This window comes from Bosea sp. ANAM02 (genome assembly GCF_011764485.1).
Lineage (GTDB): Bacteria > Pseudomonadota > Alphaproteobacteria > Rhizobiales > Beijerinckiaceae > Allobosea.
Genome location: NZ_AP022848.1, coordinates 1674064 through 1696394, shown reverse-complemented (window position 1 = coordinate 1696394; position 22331 = coordinate 1674064). Strand labels below are relative to the sequence as shown.

Sequence of the window (22331 nt, the reverse complement as noted above, 5' to 3'; positions counted from 1 at the left end):
TCTGAGAACGGTCCCGCGTCTGCGCAGCGGCACTGCGTGCCGCAGCGCGCACGGAATGACGCAGCTCTCAGACGCAGCGTCCGCCGTCGACCGCCAGCACCGAGCCGGTCACCATGTCGGCCTCGTCCGAGCACAGGAACAGCGCGGCATTGGCGATGTCCTGCGGCGTCGAGAAGCGGCCCCACGGGATCGAGGCCGTGAACTGCGCACGGCGCTCCGGCGTGTCCTCGCCCATGAAGGTCGCGAGCAGCGGCGTCTCGCCCGCGACCGGCGCGATCGCGTTGACCCGGATCTTGTCCGGCGCGAGCTCGACAGCCATCGACTGAGAGATCAGGTTCGCCGCGCCCTTCGAGCCATTGTACCAGGTCAGGCCCGGACGCGGCCGCAGGCCCGCCGTCGAGCCGATATTCAGGATCACGCCGCCGCCATGCTCCCGGAAATGCGGAACGGTCGCGCGCGCCATCAGGTAGATCGACTTCACGTTCACCGCGAAGATACGGTCGAACTCCTCCTCGGTCACCTCGGTCATCGGCTTGTTGCGATGGGTGGTGCCGGCATTGTTCACGACGATATCGAGCCGCCCGACCTTGGCCACGATCTTCTCGACCGCCTTGTCGACGCTCTTGGCCTTGCCGACATCGCAGGTCACGGCGAAGGCCTTGCGGCCGATCGCCCTGGCAGCCTCCTTGGCCTTGTCGCCGTTGATGTCCAGCACCGCGACGCGCGCGCCCTCGCGCACGAAGGTCTCGGCGATACCGAAGCCGAAGCCCTGCGCCGCGCCGGTCACCAGCGCCGTCTTGCCCTTGAGTCTCATGGTCGCTCCTCGTGCTCTGCGATTGCGCGATGTTTGAAACGATTGAGCGCCGCGGTAAATGCGCTTTCGCGCGCGGGCCGGTGCAAAATTGGAATAGCCTAGCCGTCATTCCCGGGCGAAGCGAAGCGTAGACCCGAGAAACTCAGGACAAGAAGATGCTGGTTTCCGAGATGCTCGGGTCAAGGCCGAGCATGACGATGCGCCTTACGCCCCGATCTCCTCGCGCAGCATCTCCAGCTCGAGCCAGCGCTCTTCGGCCTCGCCGATCTCGCGCGCGACCTCTTCCAGCCGGGCCGTCGCCTTGGCGAAGAGCTTCGGATCGCGCGTGTAGAGATCGCCGGCAACCGCCGTGTTGAGCTTCGCGGCCTCGGCCTGCAAGGTCTCGATCTTCTTCGGCAGCGTCTCCAGCGCATGCTTCTCGTTGAAGGAGAGCTTGCGCCTGGAGGCGGATGCGGCCGGCGCCGCGGCAGCAGCTTTGGGCGCAGCGGGCGCCGCCTTCTCGACCGGCCGCGCCTTGGCCCCGACGCCGCGCCCGCGCTGCGCCAGCATGTCGGAATAGCCGCCGGCGAACTCTGTCCAGACGCCGTCGCCATCCGAGATCAGCACGGAGGAGACGACGCGGTCGATGAAGTCGCGATCGTGGCTGACCAGCAGCACCGTGCCTTGATAGTCGGCGAGCAGTTCCTGCAGCAGGTCGAGCGTCTCGAGATCGAGATCGTTGGTCGGCTCGTCCAGCACCAGCAGGTTCGAGGGCTTGGCCAGCGCACGCGCCAGCATCAGGCGCCCGCGCTCGCCGCCGGAGAGCGCGCCGACCGGCGTGCCGCGCTGGATCGGCTGGAACAGGAAGTCCTTCATGTAGGAGATGACATGGCGCGGCTGGCCGCCGACCATCACCTGGTCCGAGCCGCCGCCGGTCAGAACGTCGCCGAGCGGCATCTCCGGATCGAGGCTTTCGCGGCGCTGGTCGAGCGTCACCATCTCCAGCGCCGTGCCGAGCTTGACCTTGCCGGAATCCGGCGCGAGCGCGCCCGTCAGCAGGTTGATCAGCGTGGTCTTGCCGGCGCCGTTCGGCCCGACGATGCCGATCCGGTCGCCGCGCGCGACGCGCAGCGACAGGTTCTTGACGATGGTGTTGTCGCCATAGGCCTTGGCGACGTCGATCGCCTCGATGACGAGCTTGCCGGACGCCTGCGCCTCGCTCGCCTCCAGCCGGACATTGCCTTGCGCGGCGCGGGCCGTGCGGCGCTGGTCGCGCAGCGCATGAAGCTCGCCGAGCCTTCGCTGGTTGCGGGTGCGCCGGGCGCTGACGCCATAGCGCAGCCAGTCCTCTTCACGGGCGATCTTGCGGTCGAGCTTGTGGCGGTCGAGTTCCTCCTGCGCCAGAACCTCGTCGCGCCAGGCCTCGAATTCGCCGAATCCCCTCTCGGCCCGCCGTGTCACGCCACGGTCGAGCCAGATCGTCGCTCGCGAGAGCGAGGTCAGGAAGCGCCGGTCGTGGCTGATCAGCACCATGGCCGAACGCAGCGATTTCAGCTCCTGCTCCAGCCATTCGATGACGGGCAGGTCGAGATGGTTGGTCGGCTCGTCCAGCAGCAGGATGTCCGGCTCCGGCGCCAGAACCCGCGCCAGCGCGGCGCGACGCCCCTCGCCGCCCGACATCGAGGCCGGGTTCTCCTGCCCGGTCAGGCCGAGTTCGGTCAGCAGATATTGGGCGCGATAGGCGTCGTCGCCCGGTCCCAGCCCGGCTTCGACATAGGCGAGCGCGGTGTTGAAGCCTGTGAAATCAGGCTCCTGCGGCAGGTAGCGGATGGTCGAGCCCGGCTGCACGAATATCTCGGCATGATCGGGCTCGACGATCCCTGCCGCGATCTTGAGCAGCGTCGACTTGCCCGAGCCATTGCGGCCGACGAGGCAGACGCGCTCGCCGGCCGAAACCGCGATCTCGGCGGCTTCGAGCAAGGGCTGTCCGCCGAAGGTGAGCGCGACGTCGCGTAGATGCAGCAAGGGAGCCATGATCCGTCCTGTGTTCGGCCTGCGGGATAGACCGCCGCCGCCGCCCTGTCACGTCCGCAGGGAACCACCTTTGTCATTCCGGGGCTTCGCCCTCGGGTCCGACCTTTGGTCGGCCCAAGGATAAACTCCGCGAAGGACCCGGAAGCCACGACCGGGCGAGCGGCTTACAAGCGCAGCATTAAAACTCTCACCCAGTCGTGGGTTCCGGGTTCATGCCTGCGGCATGCCCCGGAATGACAAGCCTGCGGCTCGAAGCATGTGATCAAAGGCCATGGCACGGCCCTTGCCAGCCCCTTCCCGTCCCTTATCGTGATCCGGATCGAGCCCTGATGAGTGCAAGAGCGATGCCCAGCGAACGCCCGATCGGGATCGGTCATAATGGCGGCCCGCCATTGAAGGAGCGCAAGCGCCGCTCGGCCACAGGCTCCGGCAACATCGGCCGCTATTTCGACTGGCGCTTCGCCCATCGCAAGGCCTGGAAGAAGCCGCGCGAGATCGCGTTGAGACGCGAGGAGAAGGCCTCGGCACTCGGCCTCACCTATGAGGAATACGCGCTGGAGGTCATGGAGCGCGGCTATTTCCCGCAGCCCGAGCATGTCGAGACGATCAAGTCGAAGCGGGCGCAGCGCCGGAAGGATGGCGGCGTGGTCGGCCAGTCGCTGAAGGGCATGAAGCTGAGCTGAGCGGCAGTGCGCAGCCAATGACGCGCTCTTACCTTCTCGTCATGGTCGGGCTTGTCCCGACCATCCATGTCGTCCTTCTGGCCGCGCGGTGTTCAAGACGTGGATGCTCGCCACAAGGGCGAGCATGACGCGGGAATCACCCTCCCAGCCAGCGCCGGGCCAGACGCGTCGCCGGCTTCTCGAAGAAGCGGTACAACAGCAGCGCCGCGACAACGGAACCGGCAAGCGCCAGCGCGATGTAAAGCGCAGGCGAATGCAACCCGAGCCGCAGCACGACCTCGCGCATCCCCCGAATCACGAAGGGATGGACGAGATAGAGTGCGTAGGAAGCGTCGCCCACCGCAGCCAGCGCCTTCACAGGCGGCAGTGGCACGATGCCCTCGCGGCCGCAACCGGCCGCGAGCATCAGGAGAACGGCGGCTCCACCGCGCCACAAGACGCTGCTCCACGGCCCATCTGCGCCCGGAACATGGGCAGCGGCGACCAATAAGGCGGCACCGGCTATCGCGACGGCGATCCGCAAGGCCCCATGCAGTCGCAAGCCCTGCTGCCGGAGCACCGCGATCCCCATCCCCGCCGCGAACTCCAGCACGATCGGCTGGCCCCAGAAACCGAAGGGCAGCGAGAGCGGCCCCTTCAGGCTCTCGGCACCGACCAGCAGCGCCAGAACGAGCGTGATCGCCGGCAAGGTCCAGCGTCGCGGCAGCATCAATCCGGCCGCGAACAGGACGTAGAACAGCATCTCGTAATTCAGCGTCCAGCCCAGCGAATAGACCGGCTGCACCATCCCCTGCGTCGAGATTACCGGCCAGAACAGGTAGGAGCCGAGCACCTGCTGGAGGTTCGGCACGCCGGAATTGAGCACGGCCGGAACCGCGAGGCCGACCAGCAGGAACAGCGTCGTCATCGCCCAGTAGAGTGGCACGATGCGCGCCAGCCGCCGTTTCAGGAAGAGGCTGGAGGCGCCGTCCCGGCCGAACAGGTCCTGCGAGGCATGGACCATGATGAAGCCGGAGACGACGAAGAAGATGTCGACACCGGCCATCCAGGGCAGGAGGTCGCTGCGCGTGAAGCTCAGGCCCGCGCGGGTGGCGACGACGGCCGCATCCGGCTGGACATGGTGGATCGCGACCATCAAGGCAGCGAGCGCGCGCAGGACCTGGATCGAAGGAATGGGCTGCACGCGGACCTGTGCGACGTGGTGAGAAGGCCGCTCAGCCAAACCACAGCCGCTTGGGATCGTCGAGCCCGAAGCGATGGAGATTGGCCGCGATCGCGGCCAATCCCTGCTCGGCTGCATCCGTCGCGGTGATGACATGCAGGGCGAAACGCTCTGCCAGATCCTCCATCGGAGGCTTGCCGGCGAAGGCCGCGCGAATGGCCGCCTTGTCGGCGAGCGGCAGCAGGTGCGGCGCGATGCCGCCGGCGATATAGACGCCACCCGTCGCCTTGAAGACGAGCGCGAGATCGCCGGCGACGCGCCCCAGCAGGCGCCAGAAGCAGACCACGGCCATCAGCGCCGCCGGATCGCCGTCATGGGCAAGTCGGGAGACATCGGCCGCGCTGACCTCGGCCTCCAGCATGCCGGAGGTTCGCGCCACAGCCTTGTGCAGGCGCACGAGCCCGTCGCCGCTCAGGAGATGCTCGACGGTCAGGCGCGGGATGCCTTCGCCCAGCGCGGGCCAGATCTTCTGCTCGGTCTGGTCCTCGGGTCCGATGCCGATATGACCGGATTCGGTGGGGATCAGCATGCCGCGTTCGCCGCGCATCAGCAGAGCCGCCGCGCCGAAGCCGGTGCCCGGCCCCAGCACCAGCTTGACGCCGTCAGGCTCGGGATCGCCCTCGACCAATGTGGTGAGATCGCCCGGCCTCAGCACGGCGAGCGAGGCGGAAAGCGCCTCGAAATCATTGACCATCAGCCCCTGGGTGAGACCGAGGGCCTCCGCGATCCGCGATCCATCCAGATGCCAGACCGCGTTCGTCAATTGCGCCTGCCGGCCATCGAGCGGCCCGGCGACGGCGATGACGGCGGAACGCGGCTTCTCCGGCACATCGACCAGCACGGACGCGAAGGCCGCCTCCGCCGTCGGATGGCTCCCGGTCCCGATCCGCGCCAGCGGCCGGTGCGCGCTATCGGCATCGCTCACCAGCGACAGGCGGCAATTCGTCCCGCCGATATCGGCGACCAGCACCGGGTAGGAGATCGAGGGCGGGCGCATCAGAGCGGCTTCCGCCAGGGCGCGAACCAGCCGAGGCCTTCGAGCGTGCCGGCCTCCGGCCGGTACTCGCAGCCGACGAAGCCGTCATAGCCGAGACCGTCGAGCTCGTTGAACAGCACCGGATAGTCCGGCCCGGAGGCGTCGGGTTCGTGACGGCCATTGGCACGGGCGATCTGGACATGGCCCACAAGCGGATAGAGCGCCTTGAGCTTCGCCGAGACGTCGCCATGGATCAGCTCGCAATGGTACATGTCGAATTGCAAACGAACATTCGGCCGGCCGGATTCGCGGACATACGCCGCCGCCCGGTCGAAGTCGTTGAGGAAATAGCCCGGTATGTCCTTGCCGTTGATCGGCTCCAGCAGCAGCTCGACGCCCTGCTCGCCGAGCCTGTCGGCGGCATAGGCGAGCGAGGCCCGATAGGTCTTCTGAGCGACGGGGTCGTTCGCGTCGGCCAGCCCCGCCATCATATGCAGGCGCTTGACGCCGGTCTCATGAACATAGGAAAGCGCCTTGTCGACCGAGGCCCGGAACTCGTCTTCGCGCCCGGCGAGCGAGGCGAGGCCGCGTTCACCCCTGGTGAAATCGCCGGGCGGGAGATTGTAGAGCGCCTGCGTCAGCTCTCCGCCGGCCAGCGCAAGGCCGACCTGCTCGGGCGTATGCTCGTAGGGAAAGAGGAACTCGACCGCTTCGAACCCCGCCTCGGCGGCCGCCTTGAAGCGATCGAGGAACTCCCATTCAGTGAACATCATCGACAGGTTGGCGGCAAAACGCGGCATGGGTCTCTCTGCAGGCTGGGCGGTATCGGTCGCCGCAGGCTAAACCGATGCGCCCGCCGCGTCATGGACAAACGCGACAGGGAGGCAATGCGTTCCGCTATCACCACGATCCAGCGAACGGGTCATCCCGGGCGAAGCGCAGACCGGGGTCCGTTCCGGAACGCGGCCGCCAAAGGTTCTGGCATAGATCCCGGATCGGCGCGGCTTCGCCGCTTGTCCGGGATGACATCACCTTGAAGCCGCAGCCCCTTTAAGCATCACTTCTTCTCCGCCTTCGGTGGCGGGTTCGGATCGGTCGAGAAGCGCCGGAACACCATGTCGGGCGAGGAGGTGTTGTGGCGCGAATGCGTCGTGCGCCCCATCCAGATATCGGTCGCCTTGCCGCCGGGATAGGACATCAGTGCCTCCTCGCGCCAGCCCTTGGCGCCGGGCTCGCGCAGGGCGATGCGGGCGACGTCGTTGTTGAACTCGGTGACATACATCGAGCGCAGCGCCAGGAAGCCCTTGCCGCCGGTCACCGGCTTGTCGAGCACGGCATCCAGCACCATCCGGTTCTCGTCGACGCTGTCGAGCTTGAGGCTTCCGGACGAGCCGTCCTTGAAGCTGAGCTTGAAGGTCAGCGTCTTCGGATCGAACGCGATCTCCCTGATGTTTACGACCGGGCGCCCCTCCTGCTCGATCGGCCCGAACAGGAATGAGGAGCCGTAGGAGGAGAAGCCGAGATGTTCCGGCGGCAGCGGCCTTGCGCGCCAGTTGCCGTCCTGCGGATAGACCACCAGCACCTCATGCGACTTGTCCTTGCCGAGCTTCCAGAGCTGGACGAGATGCAGCCCCTTCTCGACGCGGTCGCCGACGCGGAAGGTCGCCTCCGCCGGGCGCCAAAAGCTCGGGAACGTGTAGCCGACCAGCCAGTAGTCGATCGATTCGTAGAAGGTGACGCGCCGCGGCGGCGTCGGCGGCGCGAAGGATGGATCGCCCTTCATGTCGCAATTCGTCCAGTCGGCATCCCAGTTGTCGCGCACGAGCCCGGCCACATAGGCGGGATGGGCCGCCTCGATCTGGAAACGCCGGACCTCGGGCGAGACCACCTTGATCGTGACGTTGTCCTTCTCGGCGCAGAGCACCGGCTCGGATTCGTTCTTCACCTCGACGGCGACGTCCCCGGCAGCCCGTGCGACCGTCAACGAGGCGAAAAGAAGGAGCGAAACCGCGAGCGGGCGAAGCAGACGAGTCATGACGTTCCCTGATGGTGAGATCGAGACAGCCTGAGCGCCGCGAGATGAACCGCGGCTGACCGGCTTGTGGTGAAACGGCGGAGGCCGCGACAACGGACCCGCTTCCGCAGGCCGGCAGGGCCCTGCTACGAACGAAGGGCGCGGAAGTTCCCATCTCCACAGCCGACGGAGCGATCGATGCAGCCGCTGCTTCTCTGGGCCGGGATGGTGATGGGGTTGACGGCGCTGGTCCATTCGGTCGTCGGCGAATTCCTGATCTTCCGGCAACTGCGCAGCAGCGGCATCGTTCCAACCGAAGGCGGCCCGTTGCTCCGGGAACGCCATGTCAGGATTCTCTGGGCGAGCTGGCACCTCGTCAGCATCCTCGGCTGGGCGCTCGCCGCGATCCTGATCGCGATGGCGCAGGCGCCGGCCGCCCCTCTACCGAACGCATGGCTGCTGAAGGTCGCGATTGCAGCGTCGCTGGCGGGTTCGGCGCTGGTGCTGTTCGCGACGCGCGGGCGTCATCCCGGCTGGTTCAGCCTGCTGGTCGCGGCGATCCTCGCCTGGCTCGGCGGCGACAGCCTCTGAAGCTGCGTCTCAGGCCGTCAGGATGGCGTAGACATCGCCCGAGTTGGCCTCATGCGGCAGGCCGCGCAGGTAGTCGCCCATCGCTTCCGCGCTCGCCGGCTCAGCGAGTTCCAGCCGTTGGCTTTCGCCGATGGCGACATTGAAGCGGTAGGGGCCGAGCGTTTCCAGCAGCGCGAGGCAGGCCTCGGCGACATCGCGCTGGATCGTCGTGAACTCGAAGGAGATTACCGGCACGGCCCTGGTCAGCCCGGCCAGCACATGAGCCTCGAAGCCCTCGACATCGATCTTGAGCAGTTTCGGCAGGCCGTAGCGCTGGATCAGGCGGTCGAGCGTGGTGCAGGGCACCGTGATCTCATGGTCCCAGACCTGCCCTTCCCAACCGCCCGCACCTTCGGCAGCACCGATGAAGGCGGCCGAGGCGGTCGAGACGGTGGGATTCGCGCTGTTGATCCTGAGCCCGATCGAGCCCTCACGATCGGCGCAGGCCGCCTCGACGAGAATCACCAACGGATCGCGCCGGTGGATCAGGCGGATGACGCGGGCCGGACCGGGCTGCGGCTCCAGCGCCACGACGCGCGCGCCGAGCCGGCGGAAGGAGGAGACCCGGTCACCGACATGGGCGCCGATATCGAAGGCGAGATCGCCTGACGCCAGAAAGGCCCGGTAGAGCCGGTCCATCGCCGCATGGCGCTCCTTGTCGCCGTGGTAGACGCGCAGGGAGCGCGAGAGCGCCTTCACCGTTCCCTTGGGATAGGTGACGGCGTTCATGCGGCTTGCCTTTCGCGGATCGCGTCAAGCACCGGCGGCAGGTCGAAATCCTCGGGGATGCCGCAAAGCCCGCGTCGCGCCAGCCAGGCACCGCAGGCCGGCGCCGCCGTCAGCATGGCGAAGGGAATCGCCAACACGTAGCCCGCGGTGAGCGGCAGCGACCAGATCAACACGGAAGGCGCCATCAAGCCCAAAGTGACGAAGAGCCAGGCGCCGAACAGCAGATGCGGCCACAGGCCCGCGAAGGCCGTGGCGAAGGACAGCGCATGGGCGTCTCGCGCCTGCCCGTTCCAGCCGATGGTCGCCCGACCGAAAACGAGCCCGATCATGAACAGCGTCGTCCGGAAGCTCGAGACCGCACCCTGCAGGAACGAAAACACGAGCTCGATCGCGGCCGACGCCAGGAACCGCGCCTTGCCGCCATAGCGTGCGACACCGCCCTGCGTGAGCAGGATGTCGGCAAAGCCGGCGAGCTTCGGCGAAAGATACATCGCCAGGAACAGGAGATAGAGCCCGGCAGCCGGCACGACCGGATAGTCGGCGATCCCCCGGTCCTCCAAGACCTTCAGCGGCAGGAGCGCGATCATCAGCGTCCAGGCCGGAAGGCCGAGGAACATCAGGATCGCCCAGACCAACTGGAAGCGGCTCATCGGCTTCAGGCCTGCAATGTCGAGCAGCTTGAGATATTGCAGGTTGCCGAGGCACCAGCGCAGGTCGCGCTTGGCGAATTCCAGCATGGTCGGCGGGTTCTCTTCCCAGCTTCCGCCTTCGACCGGCAGCACGCGCACTTCGTAGCCGGCGCGGCGCATCAGGGTCGCTTCGACCTGGTCATGGCTCATCACCGCTCCGCCCAGCGGCGGCCCACCCGGCAGCACCGGCAGATGGCAGTGCTCGCGGAACGGCGCGATCCGCACCAGCGCATTATGGCCCCAGAACGGCCCGCAATCGCCGCCCCACCAGGCCGAGCCCATGGTGTAGGGCCGCATGCCGTGGCGCATGCCGAACTGGAAGATGCGGGCGAAGGCCGATTTGCTGGGCATGCCGACCACGAGACTTTGCAGGATTCCGAGCTTCGGATGCGCCTGCATCATTCGGGCCATGCTCAGGATCGTCGCGCCCGCCATGACGCTGTCGGCATCGAGCGGCAGCATCAATTCGTAGCGCTCGCCCCAGCGCTCGCAGAAATCGCGGAGATTGCCGGCCTTGAACCCGGCATTCTCATCGCGGCGGCGATAGGTTACCCGTGCCGGGTCGCCGAGTTCGCGCGCCCAGGCCTCGGCCAGTTGCTCCTCGGCCGTGGCGACGGCCGGGTCGTTCGTATCCGACAGCACGAAATAGTCGAACCAGGCGCCCTCGCCGGTCGTGTCGAGGCTGTCCTTGACGACCTTGAGCCGCCGGAAGGCGCGCGCCGGGTCCTCGTTGCGCAAGGTCATCAGCACCGCCGTGCGCAGGGTGAGCGGCATCGCCTGATCACCCGCCACGGCAAAGGGCGCGACCTCGTCAAGCCCGTCCGCCTTGCCATGCAAGAGCCAGAGGCCGATCGCCGCGTTCCAGAAGCCGAGCACGGTCCAGGGCGCCCCGAACAGGAAGGCGACGAAGATCGCGACATCCGCGACGCTCCAGCCGCCCGCGCCCAGCACGTGCGCCAGCCCCGCAAACAGCAGCGCCAGCGTGACGAGATTCAGGGCTAGGACGAGGAACCGCCGGCGGTGCAGCACCGTTTCCGCCTGCAGCCCGGCCGGGGTCAGACCGTTCGGCCCGGCCTCTTGCGCCGCCCGCCGGAACGTGGTCGGAGCGGGGCGCTGGTTCATGGCGGTCTCTGTCATGGTAGGCAGACAGGCTCGGACGGACGGGATCGGACGCGAATGGCGCGGGAGCTAAAGCCTGCAACAGTGATTGACGCAAGGACCAAGGCTCTTGCGCTTTGGTATACAGCGCCCCGTGAATGCAACCTGAATGAGGTCGCCCTGCCCGCTCTCGGGTCGGAGGACTGCATGTTGACGACGCTCTGGAGCGGCGTCAGCCGCGGCACCGAGCGGCTGGTCTGCGAGGGTCGTGTGCCCTGCTCCGAGCACCAGCGCATGCGCGCCCCCTTCCAGGAGGGCGACTTTCCCTTCCCCGTCAAATACGGCTACTGCGCCGTCGGCCGCGTCGAGGCCGGCCCGCCGGACCTGCTCGGCCGTATCGCCTTCTGCCTGCATCCACATCAGGACCGCTTCATCGCCCCGCGCGACAGGCTCGTCCTCGTGCCCGATGCGGTGCCGGCCCGGCGCGCCATCCTCTCCGCCAACATGGAAACGGCGCTCAACGCCCATTGGGATGCCGGCTCCGGCCCCGCTGACAGGATCGTGATCGTCGGCGGCGGCGTTCTCGGCCAGCTCGTCGCCTGGCTGGCAGCCCGCCTGCCGGGAGCCGACGTCACGCTCGTCGATGTCGAGCCAAGCCGGGCCAGGCTCGCCGCTGCACTGGGCTTCAACTTTGCCCTTCCCGACGCCGCGCCCCGCGATGCCGATATCGTCTTCCATGCCAGCGCGACGGCCGCAGGCCTCGAAACCGCCATCGCGGCAGCGGGCACCGAGGCGCGCATCGTCGAACTGAGCTGGTTTGGCGAAGGCGCCGTGCCCGCCGCGCTCGGCGGCGCCTTCCATGCGCGCCGCTTGCAGCTCATCTCATCGCAGGTCGGCCTTGTATCGGCGTCGCGACGCGCCCGCTGGGATTATGCTCGCCGGGCCAAGGCCGCGATGGCCCTGCTCGCCGACGACCGGCTCGATGCGTTGATCACCGACGAGATCCCCTTCCGCGACCTGGCCGAGCGCCTGCCCGGCCTGCTCGCACCCGGCGCCGCTGGCCTGACCGCCGCGATTTGCTATGAAACGCAGCCCTGACCGGGCCGCATCGCCAATCCACTCTTGGGAGATCGCATGTTTTCCGTCGAAGTCCGCGACCGCATCATGATCGGCCATTCCCTGCCCGATCCCTTCTTCGGTCCGGCGCAGAACATGCACGGCGCCACCTTCGTGGTCGATGTCGCCTTCTTCCGGGAAACGCTGAACAAGCAGAACGTCGTCGTCGATATCGGCGCCGCGCTCGACACCCTCGCCGAGACGCTGAAGCCGCTGAAATACCAGAATCTCGATGTCCTCCCTCAATTCGCAGGGATGCTGACCACCACCGAATTCCTCTGCAAGCACATCTTCGACACCATGGCGGCCGCGGCGAAATCCGGCGCGCTCGGCGCCGATGGCGCGGGGCTGGACAGGATTCGCGTGACGCTCCACGAGACCGATCTCGCCCGCGCCAGCTACGAGGGCGCGCTCGCGTGAGCAGTATCGTCTTCGCCATCCCCGGCGATATCGATGCGCCGACAGGCGGCTACGGCTACGACCGGCGCCTGCTCCAAGAATGGCACGAAGCCGGCATCGAGGCCCGCCATCTCGCCCTGCCGGGCTCGTTCCCCTTCCCGACCGATGCCGGTCTCGCCACAACGGAACGGCTCCTCGCCGCAACCGCAGCCGACGACATCCTGCTGATCGATGGGCTCGCCTATGGCGCCTTCCCGGAAGCACTCGCGGCAAGGTTCGCGGATCGCATCGTCGCGCTGGTGCATCATCCGCTGGCACTGGAAACGGGGCACAGCCCGGAGATGACAGAGGCGCTGTGTCGCAGCGAAACGCTGGCACTCCGCCACGCGCGCGCCATCGCGGTAACCAGCCTCGCGACAAGGCACATACTGGAAGCCGAGTTCGGCGTCCCGACCGACAAGATCGCCGTCGCCATACCCGGCACCGACCCGGCGCCCCGCGCAAAGGGCTCCGGTAACGGCGAGACACCGAACCTCCTCGCCGTCGGCTCGCTGATCCCGCGCAAGGGCTACGACATCCTCGTCGCGGCACTGAGCACGATCACCGACCACCGCTGGAGGCTGACCATCGCCGGCTCGCCTGATCACGCTCCGGCAATGGCGGCGGAGTTGCGTGACGGAATCGCCCGTGCCGGGCTGGCGGAACGGATCTTGCTGACGGGTGGCGTCCAGACCGGCAGGCTCGCGCAACTCTATGACGAAGCGGATCTTTTCGTGATGTCGTCGTTCTATGAAGGCTACGGCATGGTATTGACCGAGGCGCTTGCACGCGGCCTGCCGATCGTCACGACGCTGAGCGGCGCCGGGGCCGAGGCCCTGCCCGATGCCGCCGCGCTCAAGGTGCCGCCCGGCGACGCTGCGGCACTTGCCAAGGCGCTAGCAAGGCTGATTGATGCGCCGGCAGAGCGTCGGCAGCGTGCCGATGCCGCGTGGGCTGCCGCCGGCGATCTGCCGCGCTGGAGCGAGACCGCGCGCATCGTCGCGGAGGCCTGCCTGCGTGATAGCAGCCGAAAGGTGGGGTAATGGCTGGTTTCTCTCCGGAATGGCTCGCCTTGCGCGAGCCGGCCGATCATGCGGCGCGCAATCCGCAGGTGCTCGCGGCCGTCGGCGGCTATTTCGCCGACAAGGCTTCGCTCTCCGTGCTCGACCTCGGCTGCGGCGCCGGCTCCAACCTGCGCGGGACCTATGCCGCCCTGCCCGATCGCCAGCACTGGACGCTGGTCGATCACGATGCCGAGCTCCTCGCCTTTGCCCGCGAGCGCCTGATCGACTGGGCCGACGAGGCGCGCGAACAGGGCGAGGAACTCGTGCTCGCCAAGGACGGCAAGGCGATCACGGTCGATACCCGCAAGGCCGACCTGAACCAGGACCTCGAATGGGTGCTGGGCTGGCAGCCCGACCTCGTCACCGCCGCCGCGCTGTTCGACCTCGCCTCGAAGCGCTGGATCGAGCGCTTCGTCGCCGCGCTGGCCGCCCAGCATCTGCCGCTCTATGCGGTGCTCACCCATGACGGCCGTGAGGCCTGGCTGCCGGAACATCCGGCCGATGCCGGCATCCACGCCGCCTTCACCGATCACCAGCATCGCGACAAGGGTTTTGGCCCGGCCGCCGGCCCGGATGCCTGCGAAATCATGGCCGAGGCCTTCCGCAAGTCTGGCTTCGCCATATCGAGCGGCGATAGCGACTGGCTGCTCGATGCGAAGCGCCGGCCTTTGCAGGAAGCCCTGGCGGAAGGCATTGCCCAGGCAGTTCGCGAGACCGGCCGTCTCGATCCGAAAGCGCTCGCCGCATGGCTTGCGGCGCGGCGCGAGGCCCGGTCGGCCATGATCGGCCATCAGGACCTCTGGGCCCGGCCGATCTGAACTTGACCCGTCTCCACGAAACCACATCGTCATTCCGGGGCAGGCCGAAGGCCTGAGCCTGGAATCCAGAACCGGCGCCCTTCAGCGTTGTATTCGACGGCCCCTCCGTGCTTTTCGCGGAGGGGCATCGGTTCTGGATTCCGGGCTCTTCGCTGACGCGAAGCCCCGGAATGACGGCATAGTTCCGTGGAAACGTGGCTCTCGCCCTACCGCACCCAAGGCAGCATCCGCCGCATCACCCCGTCCTTGAGGATCAGATAGTGATGCAGCGCCGCGCCGATATGCATCAGCGCCAGCGCCCCGGTCGCCAGCGCGAGCTTGCCATGGATGTCGAGCACGCGCTTGGCCATGTCCTCATTGGGCTGCGCCAGCGCCGGCAGGTCGAACAGATCGAAGATCGTCAGCGCCGGAAACAGCGATACCCCGATCCAGCCGAGCAGCGGCACGACGATCAGCAGGCCGTAGAGCAGCCAGTGCACCAGATGCGAGACCGCCTTCTGCCACCAGGCCAGCGTCGGCTCGTCCGGCGGCGCGCCATGCAGCAGGCGATAGGCCAGCCGGCCGGCCATCAGCCAGAGCAGCAGGAAACCGACGAGCTTATGGGCGCTGTAGAGCCCGTTCGTCAGCCCATCCCAGATATTCAGCACATTGCCGCGATAGCTCATGGCGAGCCCGACCGGGACCATCGCGAAGACCGCCGCCACCGTGATCCAGTGCAACGTCCGGGCGATCGGGCTGTAAACGCGGGTTGCCGGCATATCGCCCTCCATAAGCACGACTCCTCACCTGTTGCCGAAGCCACATTCATCTCACGTTCAAGCACATGCGCCCATAGGATGCGAGACGCTTCGGAAGTTCCCGATTTCGCTTGCCGACCGACGCCATCTGACGCGGTTTTGATCATGGAACCGGCGCCCCGCCCGCCACGTTGCTGGCAGAGCGCGATGCAAGGCCCTATATCGATACGCGATGGTGCCCTGGACGCTCCCTCGGCCGTTCCCCGGCCCAATCTGACGGACTTTTCGATGCCTGAGTCGCGTACGCTCTTCGGCCCATCCCTCCAGACGGATCTCGTGAAGGTCGAACGGGCGATCGCCGAGTTCCGCGCAGCCCGTCCGGTCCTGCTCCGCGATGGCGAGAGATTGGCGCTGGCCCTCTCCGCCGAACTCGCCGACGCTGGCCTCGCCCACAGCTTCGACCTGCTGGCGCAGGGCCGCGGCCATCTCGTGCTGAGCGCCGCGCGCCTGCGCCGGCTGGGCGCCAAGGGGCGCCTGGAGACCGGCATCTTCGCCCTGCCGACCATCGATACCGCCCGCGTCGAGACGCTCGCGCTCAAGCTCGATGGTCGCATGGATGCGCCCGTCGCCCCGGCTTCGGCCCTCGACGAGGCCGCTTTGGAGCTGGCCCGCCTCTCGCTCGTGCTGCCGGCCGTGATCCTTGTGCCCGTGACCGCCGATGCCGTCGCGAACGAGCCGCTCGTCGCGGTCGAGATTACGGCCGTCAACGGCTATCGCGCCGAGCAGGCGGCGACGCTGAAGATCGTCGGACGCGCTCCGGTGCCGCTCGAAGGCGCGCCCGAGACCGAATTCGTCGTCTTCCGCGGCGGCGAGGGGCTGCGCGATCAGGTCGCGATCATCGTCGGCAAGCCCGATCTGTCGACGGCCGTGCCGGTGCGCCTGCACTCCGCCTGCCTGACGGGCGATCTCTTCGGTTCGCTGAAATGCGATTGCGGCGACCAGCTCCGCGAAACCGTGCAGTGGATGGCCGAGAATGAGGGCGGCGTGCTGCTCTATCTCGATCAGGAAGGTCGCGGTAACGGCATTTCCAACAAGATGCGCGCCTACAAGCTGCAGAGCCAGGGCTGGGACACCTACGACGCCGACGAAGTCCTCGGCTTCGATCTCGACCAGCGCCATTTCGACTTCGCCGCGACCATGCTCAAGCAGCTCGGCATCTCGCGGGTGGTGGCACTCACCAACAATCCGCAGAAGATCGGCGCGATCCAGGCAGCCGGGCTCGAGGTCGCCGCGACCCAGCGCGTGCTCGGCCGCCCGAATGCCCATAACGTCCGCTATCTCGCATCGAAGCGTGACCGGGCCGGCCATTTCATCGACATGGACGCGCTGATGGCGCGCGCCGCCCCCACGGATTGACCCTGCTCCCGCTCGCGATCAGGCCAGGCTGATGCCCGCGCCCGACGATACCTTTCCCGACGCTCCCGCACGCTGGCCGCTCGCCAGCGTCTGCGCGATCGTATCCATCGCCTGGCTCGCCCTGTCCTGGCCCTGGCTCTCGGGCAGGCTGACGATCCCCTGGGACGCCAAGGCGCATTTCCACCCGCAGCTCCAGTTCCTCGCCGATGCCTTCCACAAGGGCCTCTCGCCTTTCTGGACTCCTTACGTCTTTTCCGGCTCGCCGCAGGTCGCCGATCCGCAATCCCTGATCTTCTCGCCCATTTTCGCCCTGATCGCGGCGCTGAACCCGGCCCCGGATTTCCGCTGGAGCGACGGCGCCCTGCTCGGCACGCTGCTTCTCGGAGCGCTGTCGATCGTTTTGATCTTCCGTGATCGCGGCTGGCATCCGGCCGGCGCCGTCGTAGCGGCCCTCTCCTTTGCCTTCGGGGCGGCTGCGGCCTGGCGCATCCAGCATGTCGGGCAGGTGCTCAGCCTCGGCTATTTCGCGATCACGCTCTTCCTGCTCTCGCGGGCACTGGAGCGCGGCTCGATCGGCTATGGCTTCGCCGCCGGCATCGTCTCCGGCTTCATGGTGCTGGGGCGCGATCAGGTCGCGCTGCTCGGCGTCTATGTCCTCGCCGGGCTCACCATCGCCGCGATCCTGATCGCCCGGAGCCCGTGGCGAGCCTTCCGCGCCAGCCTGCCGCCGCTCCTTGCCGGAACGCTCGGCGCCATCCTCGTTGCGACAATCCCGATTCTGTTGACCGCCTTCATCGCGCAGGAATCGAACCGCCCCGTCATCGATTTCGTCGAGGCCGGCAAGGGCTCGCTCCATCCGGCGGCGCTGCTCACCGGGCTCTTCGCCAATCTCTATGGCGCGGCCGGTCCGCTCGCCGATTTCTGGGGTGCGCCCAGCCCGGCCTGGGAAGCCCGCTTCGGGCCGCTCAGCCTCTTCCTCGCCCGCAACATGAGCCAGCTCTATCTCGGCCTGCTGCCGATGGGCCTGATCCTCACGGTCGGCCTCGTCCGCGGCGCGCTCTGGCGGCGCGAGATCGTCCCGCTCACCGTCGCGGCGATCGTCGTGCTGCTCTTCGCGCTCGGCCGCTACACGCCGGCCTTCCGGGTGCTGTTCGAACTGCCCGGCATCAGCTTCTACCGCCGCCCGGCCGATGCGCTCTTTATCCTCGGCGCTCTGCTCGCCCTGCTCGGCGGCTACCTGACCCATCTCGTCATGACCGGCACCGCACCGAAGGCGCGGCCCTGGCAGATCGCTCTCGAAGCCCTGATCTTCGCCGGTGCGCTCGCGTTGGCGCTCTGGCTCGCCTGGATGGTCGGGCGCATCCCGGTCGCGACCATTCCGCTCGTCATCGCGGCGCTCTGCGGCATGCTCTCGCTCGGCGGCCTCATTGCCGCGCGCGGGCTCGCGGTGCGCGGTTCCCTGCTGGCCGCAACCCTGGTCCTCGCCGCGACGCTGACCATCGATCTCGCGGTCAACAATGGTCCGAGCGAATCCACCGCGCTGCCCGCGCAGACCTACGACGTGCTGCGCAAGGACAGCAGCAACGACACCATCGCCCTGCTGAAGCGCGAAACCGCCCGCACCATGGGCCCCGACCGGCGCGACCGCATCGAGCTCGCCGCCATCGATTTCCACTGGCCCAATGCCAGCCTCGTCCACGATCTCGACAACACGCTGGGCTACAACCCGCTCCGGCTCGGCCTCTACAGCAAGGCGACCGGCGCCGGCGACCATGTCGCCCTGCCCGACCAGCGCACCTTCTCGCCGCTGATGCCGGGCTACCGCTCCCTGCTCGCCGACATGCTCGGCCTGCGCTTCATCGCGACCGGTGTCCCCATCGAGCAGATCGACAAGCGCCTGAAGCCCGGCGACCTCAGGCAGATCGCCCGGACGAAGGACGCTTTCGTCTATGAGAATCCGCGCGCCCTGCCGCGCGTCCTGCTGGTGACCGACGCCCGGAAGGCGGATTTCGACGCGATCCTGAAAACCGGGGAGTGGCCTGGGAATTTCGACCCGCGCCGTACCGTGCTGCTCGACCGCGATCCTCCGCCCTTGCCGACCGGCCCGCTTGGGCAAAACAGTGTCGCGATTCGCGACTACGGCACCACGACCGTGACGCTCGCGGTCGAGACCACACGGGGCGGCTATCTCGTGCTCAACGATGTCTGGCACCATTGGTGGCAGGTCGAGATCGACGGCCAGCCGGCCGAATTGCTTCGCGCAAACGTCCTGTTCCGGGCCGTCGTCGTGCCGCCCGGCAATTCGACGGTGCGCTTCGTTTTCCGCCCGCTGCAAGGGCTCTGGCACGACATCGCCGCGCATCTGCTCAGGCCCCGGTAACGCAGCCAGGGTAAAGCCTCGTGCTATTGCCCTCAGGCCAGCGCGCCCATCGCCGCGATCGGCTGGACGGGGAGACCGTCCAGCACCCTGGCGAGCCCGGCCGCATCGACCTCGCCGCCCCGCATCGTCTCGTCGCGATGGATGCCGCCGGCGATGAACAGGCTGTCGAAGCCCATCAGGCGCGCCCCGGCGAGGTCGGTACGGACCGCATCGCCGATCACCAGCACCTTGCCGGGCTCGACCGACCGGCCGCCGCGCGCGTCGGCCGCCGCCGCCAGCGCGAGATCATAGGCCGGGCCATAGGGTTTGCCGGCCCAGGCGACGGAGCCGCCGAGCTGCTCATAGATCGTCGCGAGCGAACCGGCGCAGGGCAGCAGGTCCTCGCCGACATGCACGACGAGATCGGGATTGCCGCAGATGAAGGGCAGGCCGCGCCGGGCGAAGCGCTCCAGCAGCGGCCGGTACTGCTCCGGCGTCTCGGTGCGGTAGTCGTTGAGCTCGGTCGCGACGACGATATCGGCCTTGTCCTCATCGACGAGCGTGACATCGAGCCCGTCGAAGACGGCCCGGTCGCTCTGCCAGCCGATATGATAGGCGCGCTTGTGATGGCTCTGCGCGATCAGCGCCCGCGTGACGTCGCCGGAGGTGACCAGCCGGTCCCAGGATTCGCGCGGCACGCGCTTGGCGTCGAGGAGGTTGGCGACCTGCTGCGACGGGCCCGGCGCATTCGAAAGCAGCACCACCGTGCCGCCGCGCTCGCGATAGGCCATCAACGCGTCGCAGGCCGGCTCCAGCGCCCAGAGCCCGTCATGCACCACGCCCCAGACGTCGCTGATCAGCACATCGTAGCGGGCGAGAAGATCGCCCGCCCGCTTCAGAACCGGAACGCTCATCAGGAACGGACCTCCGCAGCGATGCGCGCCTCGACATCGGCGCGGCGCGGCAACGGCGCGACCGCGCCATAGCCGAGCGTCGACAGGGCCGCCGCGACATTGGCATAGGCGCCCGCAGTGAAGGCATCGCCCGTGCGCAGGTATTCGGCGAGGAAGGCGCCATCATAGCAGTCGCCCGCGCCCGTCGCGTCGATCGCATCGACCTTGATCGGCCGGAAGCGCTCGCGCCGGACCGGCGTCGCCACCAGCGAGCCCTCATGGCCGAGCGTCAGCGCCACGACCCGTGCACCGAGACCGAGGTAGAAATCGACGATGGCATCGGGATTGTTGAGCCCCGTGAGCTGCGTCGCGTCGTCGAGGCCGGGCAGGATGATGTCGGCCATGGCGCAGGCGGCATGGATGATCGCCCTGGCGCGGGTCAGCGGCCAGAGCTTCAGACGCAGATTGGTGTCGTAGGCGGTGAGAACCCCTGCCTTGCGGGCCGTGTCGAAGGCCTCGAACACGGCGTCGCAGGCGCTGGCCGAGATCGCCTGGCTGATGCCGGAAGCCTGGATGATCCGGGCCGAACGGATCAGGTCGCGCGGCAGGTCGCGCGGGCCGTAGAGGCTCGCGGCCGAGCCGGCGCGCAGATAGGAGAAGACATGGCCGGAGGGACCGTGATCGACGAAATAGAGGCCGGTCGGCGCGCTCGGATGGGTCGCGACATGGCTGTCGTCGACGCCTTCGCGCTTCCACAGGCCGCGGATCGAATGGCCGGCACTGTCATCGCCGAGCGCGCCGAGATAGCCGACCGACATGCCCTGGCGCGCCGCCGCGACCGCGCAGTTCGAGGTGTCGCCGCCATGGCCGAACAGGAAGGCACCGCTCTCGGCGCGGGTCGCATTGAACTCGCCGAGCGGCTCGCCGAGGCAAAGGAGATCGAAGCGGCTGTCGGTCACGTTTCAAACCATTCGGATGGCGCGGGAAGGCCGGGAACGCAGCCTTCCTAGAGCATCGGCCCGAAAAGTGGAATGCGGTTTTCGGGAAAGCCGATGCAGGATCAAAGCCCTGCATCGAATGGCAAAGTGAAATCCGCGAGAGAGCGGGCGGGGTGCATTTCGAAGAACGCGGGTCATTCCGGACGCAGCGAAGCGAAGATCCGGAATCCGTGCCTGAACCTTCACCGGGAGCGCTCCGGCATGGATCCCGGGTCAAGCCCGGGATGACCCCGTGGTTCCCGGGAAAATCGGCAAAGGCCGGTGACCGCCAAGCGGTGGCCGCGCCTATTCCGCCGCCTCGCGCTTCGGCGCCGCACCCATCAGCCGGTCCGCGAGCTTGACGATCTCCTGGCGCAGGGCCGCATCGTTGGCACCCGCGCCTCCAGCCCGGCGAAGACCGGACATCTCGTCCATGAGCCGGTCCCGGTCGGTCCGCGCCTGGGCGAGCGCGCCCTGCAGCGTCTGAAGCTCGGCCCGCAGCATCGCGATCTGCCCCTCGTGCTCGGTCTGGGCGTCCTGCAAGCTCGCGATCTCCTCCCGGTTCTTCTGCATGGCAGCCTCGTGATCGGTCTTCGCCGCGGTCAGCGCCAGGTCCAAGGCTCCCCGCAAGTCCTTCGCCGCCGCATGGTCGGCCTGCTCCTGCCGGAGCTGCGTCTCGAGCTGCTGCGCCGCCACACCCGCCGCACCGGCGCGGGCATCGGCAGCGGCGAGCCCGGCCTCGGCCTGCGCGGCCCGGGCGTCGAAGGCATCGGCCCGCACCCGCTCGCCATCGCGTTCGCCGGTCATGGCGCGCAGCGCCGTTTCGCTCTGGAGAAGGCGCTCCTCGGTCACGGCAAGCTTGCCCGCAAGCTCGTCGCTCCTGGTTTGCAGCACCATGATGCGGGTTCCGTCCTCGATCTGTGCGACGCGCAGCTTCTCGGCATGGCTCCGGGTCTCGGAGAGCTCGCGCTCGCGCTCGGCCAGCAGAGCCTCGATCCGCCCGACGGTCTCCCGCTCGCGTTCCAGTTCGCCGCTTCGCGCCACCAGATCGGCGCCGGTACCGGTCAAGGCCGCCCGGGTCTCTTCCAGATTGCGTTCGAGACTGGCGAGGTCCGCCACCCGCTTCTCCAGCGTGGCCGTGGTTTCGCCGTGGTCGGCCCGTTCGCTCGCGAGCGCTCCTTGCGTATCGGCAAGTTCGCCGCGCGTCTGCGCGAGATCGGTTTCGAGCCCGCCAATCCGAGTGTCGCGCTCGCCAAGCTCGCGTTCGAGCCGGCCGATCGTCATGTCGCGGCGGCCGAGTTCCTCCATCGCGCCGGCCTTGGCGGCGAAGCCGCGCTCGGCATCCTGCTCGGCCTTGCGCATGCGCAAGGCAAGCTCGGCGCGCAGATGGTCGCGATCGGCCGCGATCTCGGCGAGGGACAGCGGAAACGCGGCCTCGGCCCGCTTGCGCGCCAGCCTGTCGGCCCGCCGCGCCAGCGCCGGCACGGCCGCCAGGGCCAGCAAGGCGGCACAGAGGAAGCCGAGCGCGAACAGCATGGCGGCTTCGATCACGTCTCAGGACTCCCGGCTGAGGACTGAGGTCGAATCTGCCATGACGGCCGCGTCATGGCCAGAGCGGCACACTCGAACAGGGCGGCTGAGATGC

The 22331-nt window shown here is 67.9% G+C and carries 20 protein-coding genes; 8 read left to right on the top strand and 12 right to left on the bottom strand.

Going from position 1 to position 22331, the window contains the following annotated elements; translation table 11 throughout:
• Positions 1–67: 67 nt before the first annotated feature.
• Both OCUBac02_RS08125 and OCUBac02_RS08120 read right to left on the bottom strand, forming a co-directional pair.
• On the bottom strand, positions 68–814 hold the full coding sequence (locus tag OCUBac02_RS08125; RefSeq protein WP_173044788.1) for an SDR family oxidoreductase: 747 nt from the start codon (positions 812–814) through the stop codon (positions 68–70).
• A gap of 204 nt (positions 815–1018) precedes the next feature.
• Positions 1019–2830 (bottom strand): ATP-binding cassette domain-containing protein, encoded by a 1812-nt coding sequence (locus OCUBac02_RS08120; protein WP_173049427.1) that lies wholly within the window; start codon positions 2828–2830, stop codon positions 1019–1021.
• A 341-nt stretch (positions 2831–3171) separates the two neighbouring features.
• Here OCUBac02_RS08120 and OCUBac02_RS08115 point away from each other — a divergent pair, with 341 nt between their 5' ends.
• Positions 3172–3510: a hypothetical protein gene (locus tag OCUBac02_RS08115; protein WP_047579967.1), complete on the top strand. Its 339-nt coding sequence runs from the start codon at positions 3172–3174 to the stop codon at positions 3508–3510.
• 136 nt (positions 3511–3646) lie between these two features.
• On the opposite strand, the gene OCUBac02_RS08110 is transcribed toward OCUBac02_RS08115, so the two are convergent.
• The 4 genes from OCUBac02_RS08110 to OCUBac02_RS08095 form a co-directional block, all read right to left on the bottom strand.
• Positions 3647–4693 carry an acyltransferase family protein gene (locus tag OCUBac02_RS08110; RefSeq protein WP_244639131.1) on the bottom strand — a complete coding sequence of 349 codons (1047 nt, stop codon included), beginning with the start codon at positions 4691–4693 and terminating at the stop codon, positions 3647–3649.
• A gap of 31 nt (positions 4694–4724) precedes the next feature.
• Complete coding sequence (locus OCUBac02_RS08105) at positions 4725–5729, bottom strand: glucokinase (protein ID WP_047578507.1); 1005 nt, start codon at positions 5727–5729, stop codon at positions 4725–4727.
• Positions 5729–6508: a 2-oxo-tetronate isomerase gene (otnI, locus tag OCUBac02_RS08100; protein WP_173044786.1), complete on the bottom strand. Its 780-nt coding sequence runs from the start codon at positions 6506–6508 to the stop codon at positions 5729–5731. The genes OCUBac02_RS08105 and otnI overlap by 1 nt, the downstream gene beginning before the upstream one ends.
• A gap of 257 nt (positions 6509–6765) precedes the next feature.
• Positions 6766–7743: a hypothetical protein gene (locus tag OCUBac02_RS08095; protein ID WP_173044784.1), complete on the bottom strand. Its 978-nt coding sequence runs from the start codon at positions 7741–7743 to the stop codon at positions 6766–6768.
• Between the two features lie 177 nt (positions 7744–7920).
• Between OCUBac02_RS08095 and OCUBac02_RS08090 the strand changes: the two genes are divergently transcribed.
• The gene (locus OCUBac02_RS08090) at positions 7921–8313 is read left to right on the top strand and encodes a hypothetical protein (protein WP_173044782.1); all 393 of its coding nucleotides are present in this window, start codon (positions 7921–7923) and stop codon (positions 8311–8313) included.
• Between the two features lie 9 nt (positions 8314–8322).
• On the opposite strand, the gene OCUBac02_RS08085 is transcribed toward OCUBac02_RS08090, so the two are convergent.
• Together OCUBac02_RS08085 and mdoH are read right to left on the bottom strand one after the other, a co-directional pair.
• Positions 8323–9081 carry an FkbM family methyltransferase gene (locus OCUBac02_RS08085; RefSeq protein ID WP_173044780.1) on the bottom strand — a complete coding sequence of 253 codons (759 nt, stop codon included), beginning with the start codon at positions 9079–9081 and terminating at the stop codon, positions 8323–8325.
• Positions 9078–10892 carry a glucans biosynthesis glucosyltransferase MdoH gene (gene mdoH / locus OCUBac02_RS08080; protein ID WP_173044778.1) on the bottom strand — a complete coding sequence of 605 codons (1815 nt, stop codon included), beginning with the start codon at positions 10890–10892 and terminating at the stop codon, positions 9078–9080. Before mdoH ends, OCUBac02_RS08085 begins: the two co-directional genes overlap by 4 nt.
• 54 nt (positions 10893–10946) lie before the next feature.
• Between mdoH and OCUBac02_RS08075 the strand changes: the two genes are divergently transcribed.
• From OCUBac02_RS08075 to OCUBac02_RS08060, 4 genes are read left to right on the top strand one after another with little or no spacing between them, the layout of a single operon-like run.
• Entirely contained in the window at positions 10947–11966 is a 1020-nt protein-coding gene (locus OCUBac02_RS08075) for a zinc-dependent alcohol dehydrogenase (RefSeq protein WP_173044776.1), read from the top strand.
• A gap of 36 nt (positions 11967–12002) precedes the next feature.
• A complete protein-coding gene (locus OCUBac02_RS08070; protein WP_173044774.1) occupies positions 12003–12404 on the top strand; it encodes a 6-pyruvoyl trahydropterin synthase family protein in 402 nt (133 codons plus the stop codon).
• Complete coding sequence (locus OCUBac02_RS08065; protein WP_173044772.1) at positions 12401–13465, top strand: glycosyltransferase family 4 protein; 1065 nt, start codon at positions 12401–12403, stop codon at positions 13463–13465. Before OCUBac02_RS08070 ends, OCUBac02_RS08065 begins: the two co-directional genes overlap by 4 nt.
• Positions 13465–14304 (top strand): small ribosomal subunit Rsm22 family protein, encoded by an 840-nt coding sequence (locus OCUBac02_RS08060; RefSeq protein WP_173044770.1) that lies wholly within the window; start codon positions 13465–13467, stop codon positions 14302–14304. The genes OCUBac02_RS08065 and OCUBac02_RS08060 overlap by 1 nt, the downstream gene beginning before the upstream one ends.
• Positions 14305–14510: 206 nt before the next feature.
• On the opposite strand, the gene OCUBac02_RS08055 is transcribed toward OCUBac02_RS08060, so the two are convergent.
• On the bottom strand, positions 14511–15062 hold the full coding sequence (locus OCUBac02_RS08055) for a cytochrome b (protein ID WP_244639129.1): 552 nt from the start codon (positions 15060–15062) through the stop codon (positions 14511–14513).
• Between the two features lie 267 nt (positions 15063–15329).
• Here OCUBac02_RS08055 and ribA point away from each other — a divergent pair, with 267 nt between their 5' ends.
• Together ribA and OCUBac02_RS08045 are read left to right on the top strand one after the other, a co-directional pair.
• Positions 15330–16457 carry a GTP cyclohydrolase II RibA gene (gene ribA / locus OCUBac02_RS08050; RefSeq protein ID WP_047580787.1) on the top strand — a complete coding sequence of 376 codons (1128 nt, stop codon included), beginning with the start codon at positions 15330–15332 and terminating at the stop codon, positions 16455–16457.
• A gap of 31 nt (positions 16458–16488) precedes the next feature.
• Entirely contained in the window at positions 16489–18837 is a 2349-nt protein-coding gene (locus tag OCUBac02_RS08045; protein ID WP_244639128.1) for a glycosyltransferase family 39 protein, read from the top strand.
• A gap of 32 nt (positions 18838–18869) precedes the next feature.
• Here OCUBac02_RS08045 and OCUBac02_RS08040 read toward each other — a convergent pair whose 3' ends face one another.
• The 3 genes from OCUBac02_RS08040 to OCUBac02_RS08030 all read right to left on the bottom strand — a co-directional run bounded on the left by OCUBac02_RS08040 (position 18870) and on the right by OCUBac02_RS08030 (position 22237).
• Positions 18870–19730, bottom strand: coding sequence for a TIGR01459 family HAD-type hydrolase (locus tag OCUBac02_RS08040; protein WP_173044766.1), 861 nt, complete (start codon positions 19728–19730; stop codon positions 18870–18872).
• A complete protein-coding gene (locus tag OCUBac02_RS08035) occupies positions 19730–20668 on the bottom strand; it encodes a sugar kinase (protein WP_173044764.1) in 939 nt (312 codons plus the stop codon). The genes OCUBac02_RS08040 and OCUBac02_RS08035 overlap by 1 nt, the downstream gene beginning before the upstream one ends.
• Positions 20669–20992: 324 nt before the next feature.
• Entirely contained in the window at positions 20993–22237 is a 1245-nt protein-coding gene (locus OCUBac02_RS08030) for a coiled-coil domain-containing protein (RefSeq protein WP_173044762.1), read from the bottom strand.
• Positions 22238–22331: the final 94 nt, after the last annotated feature.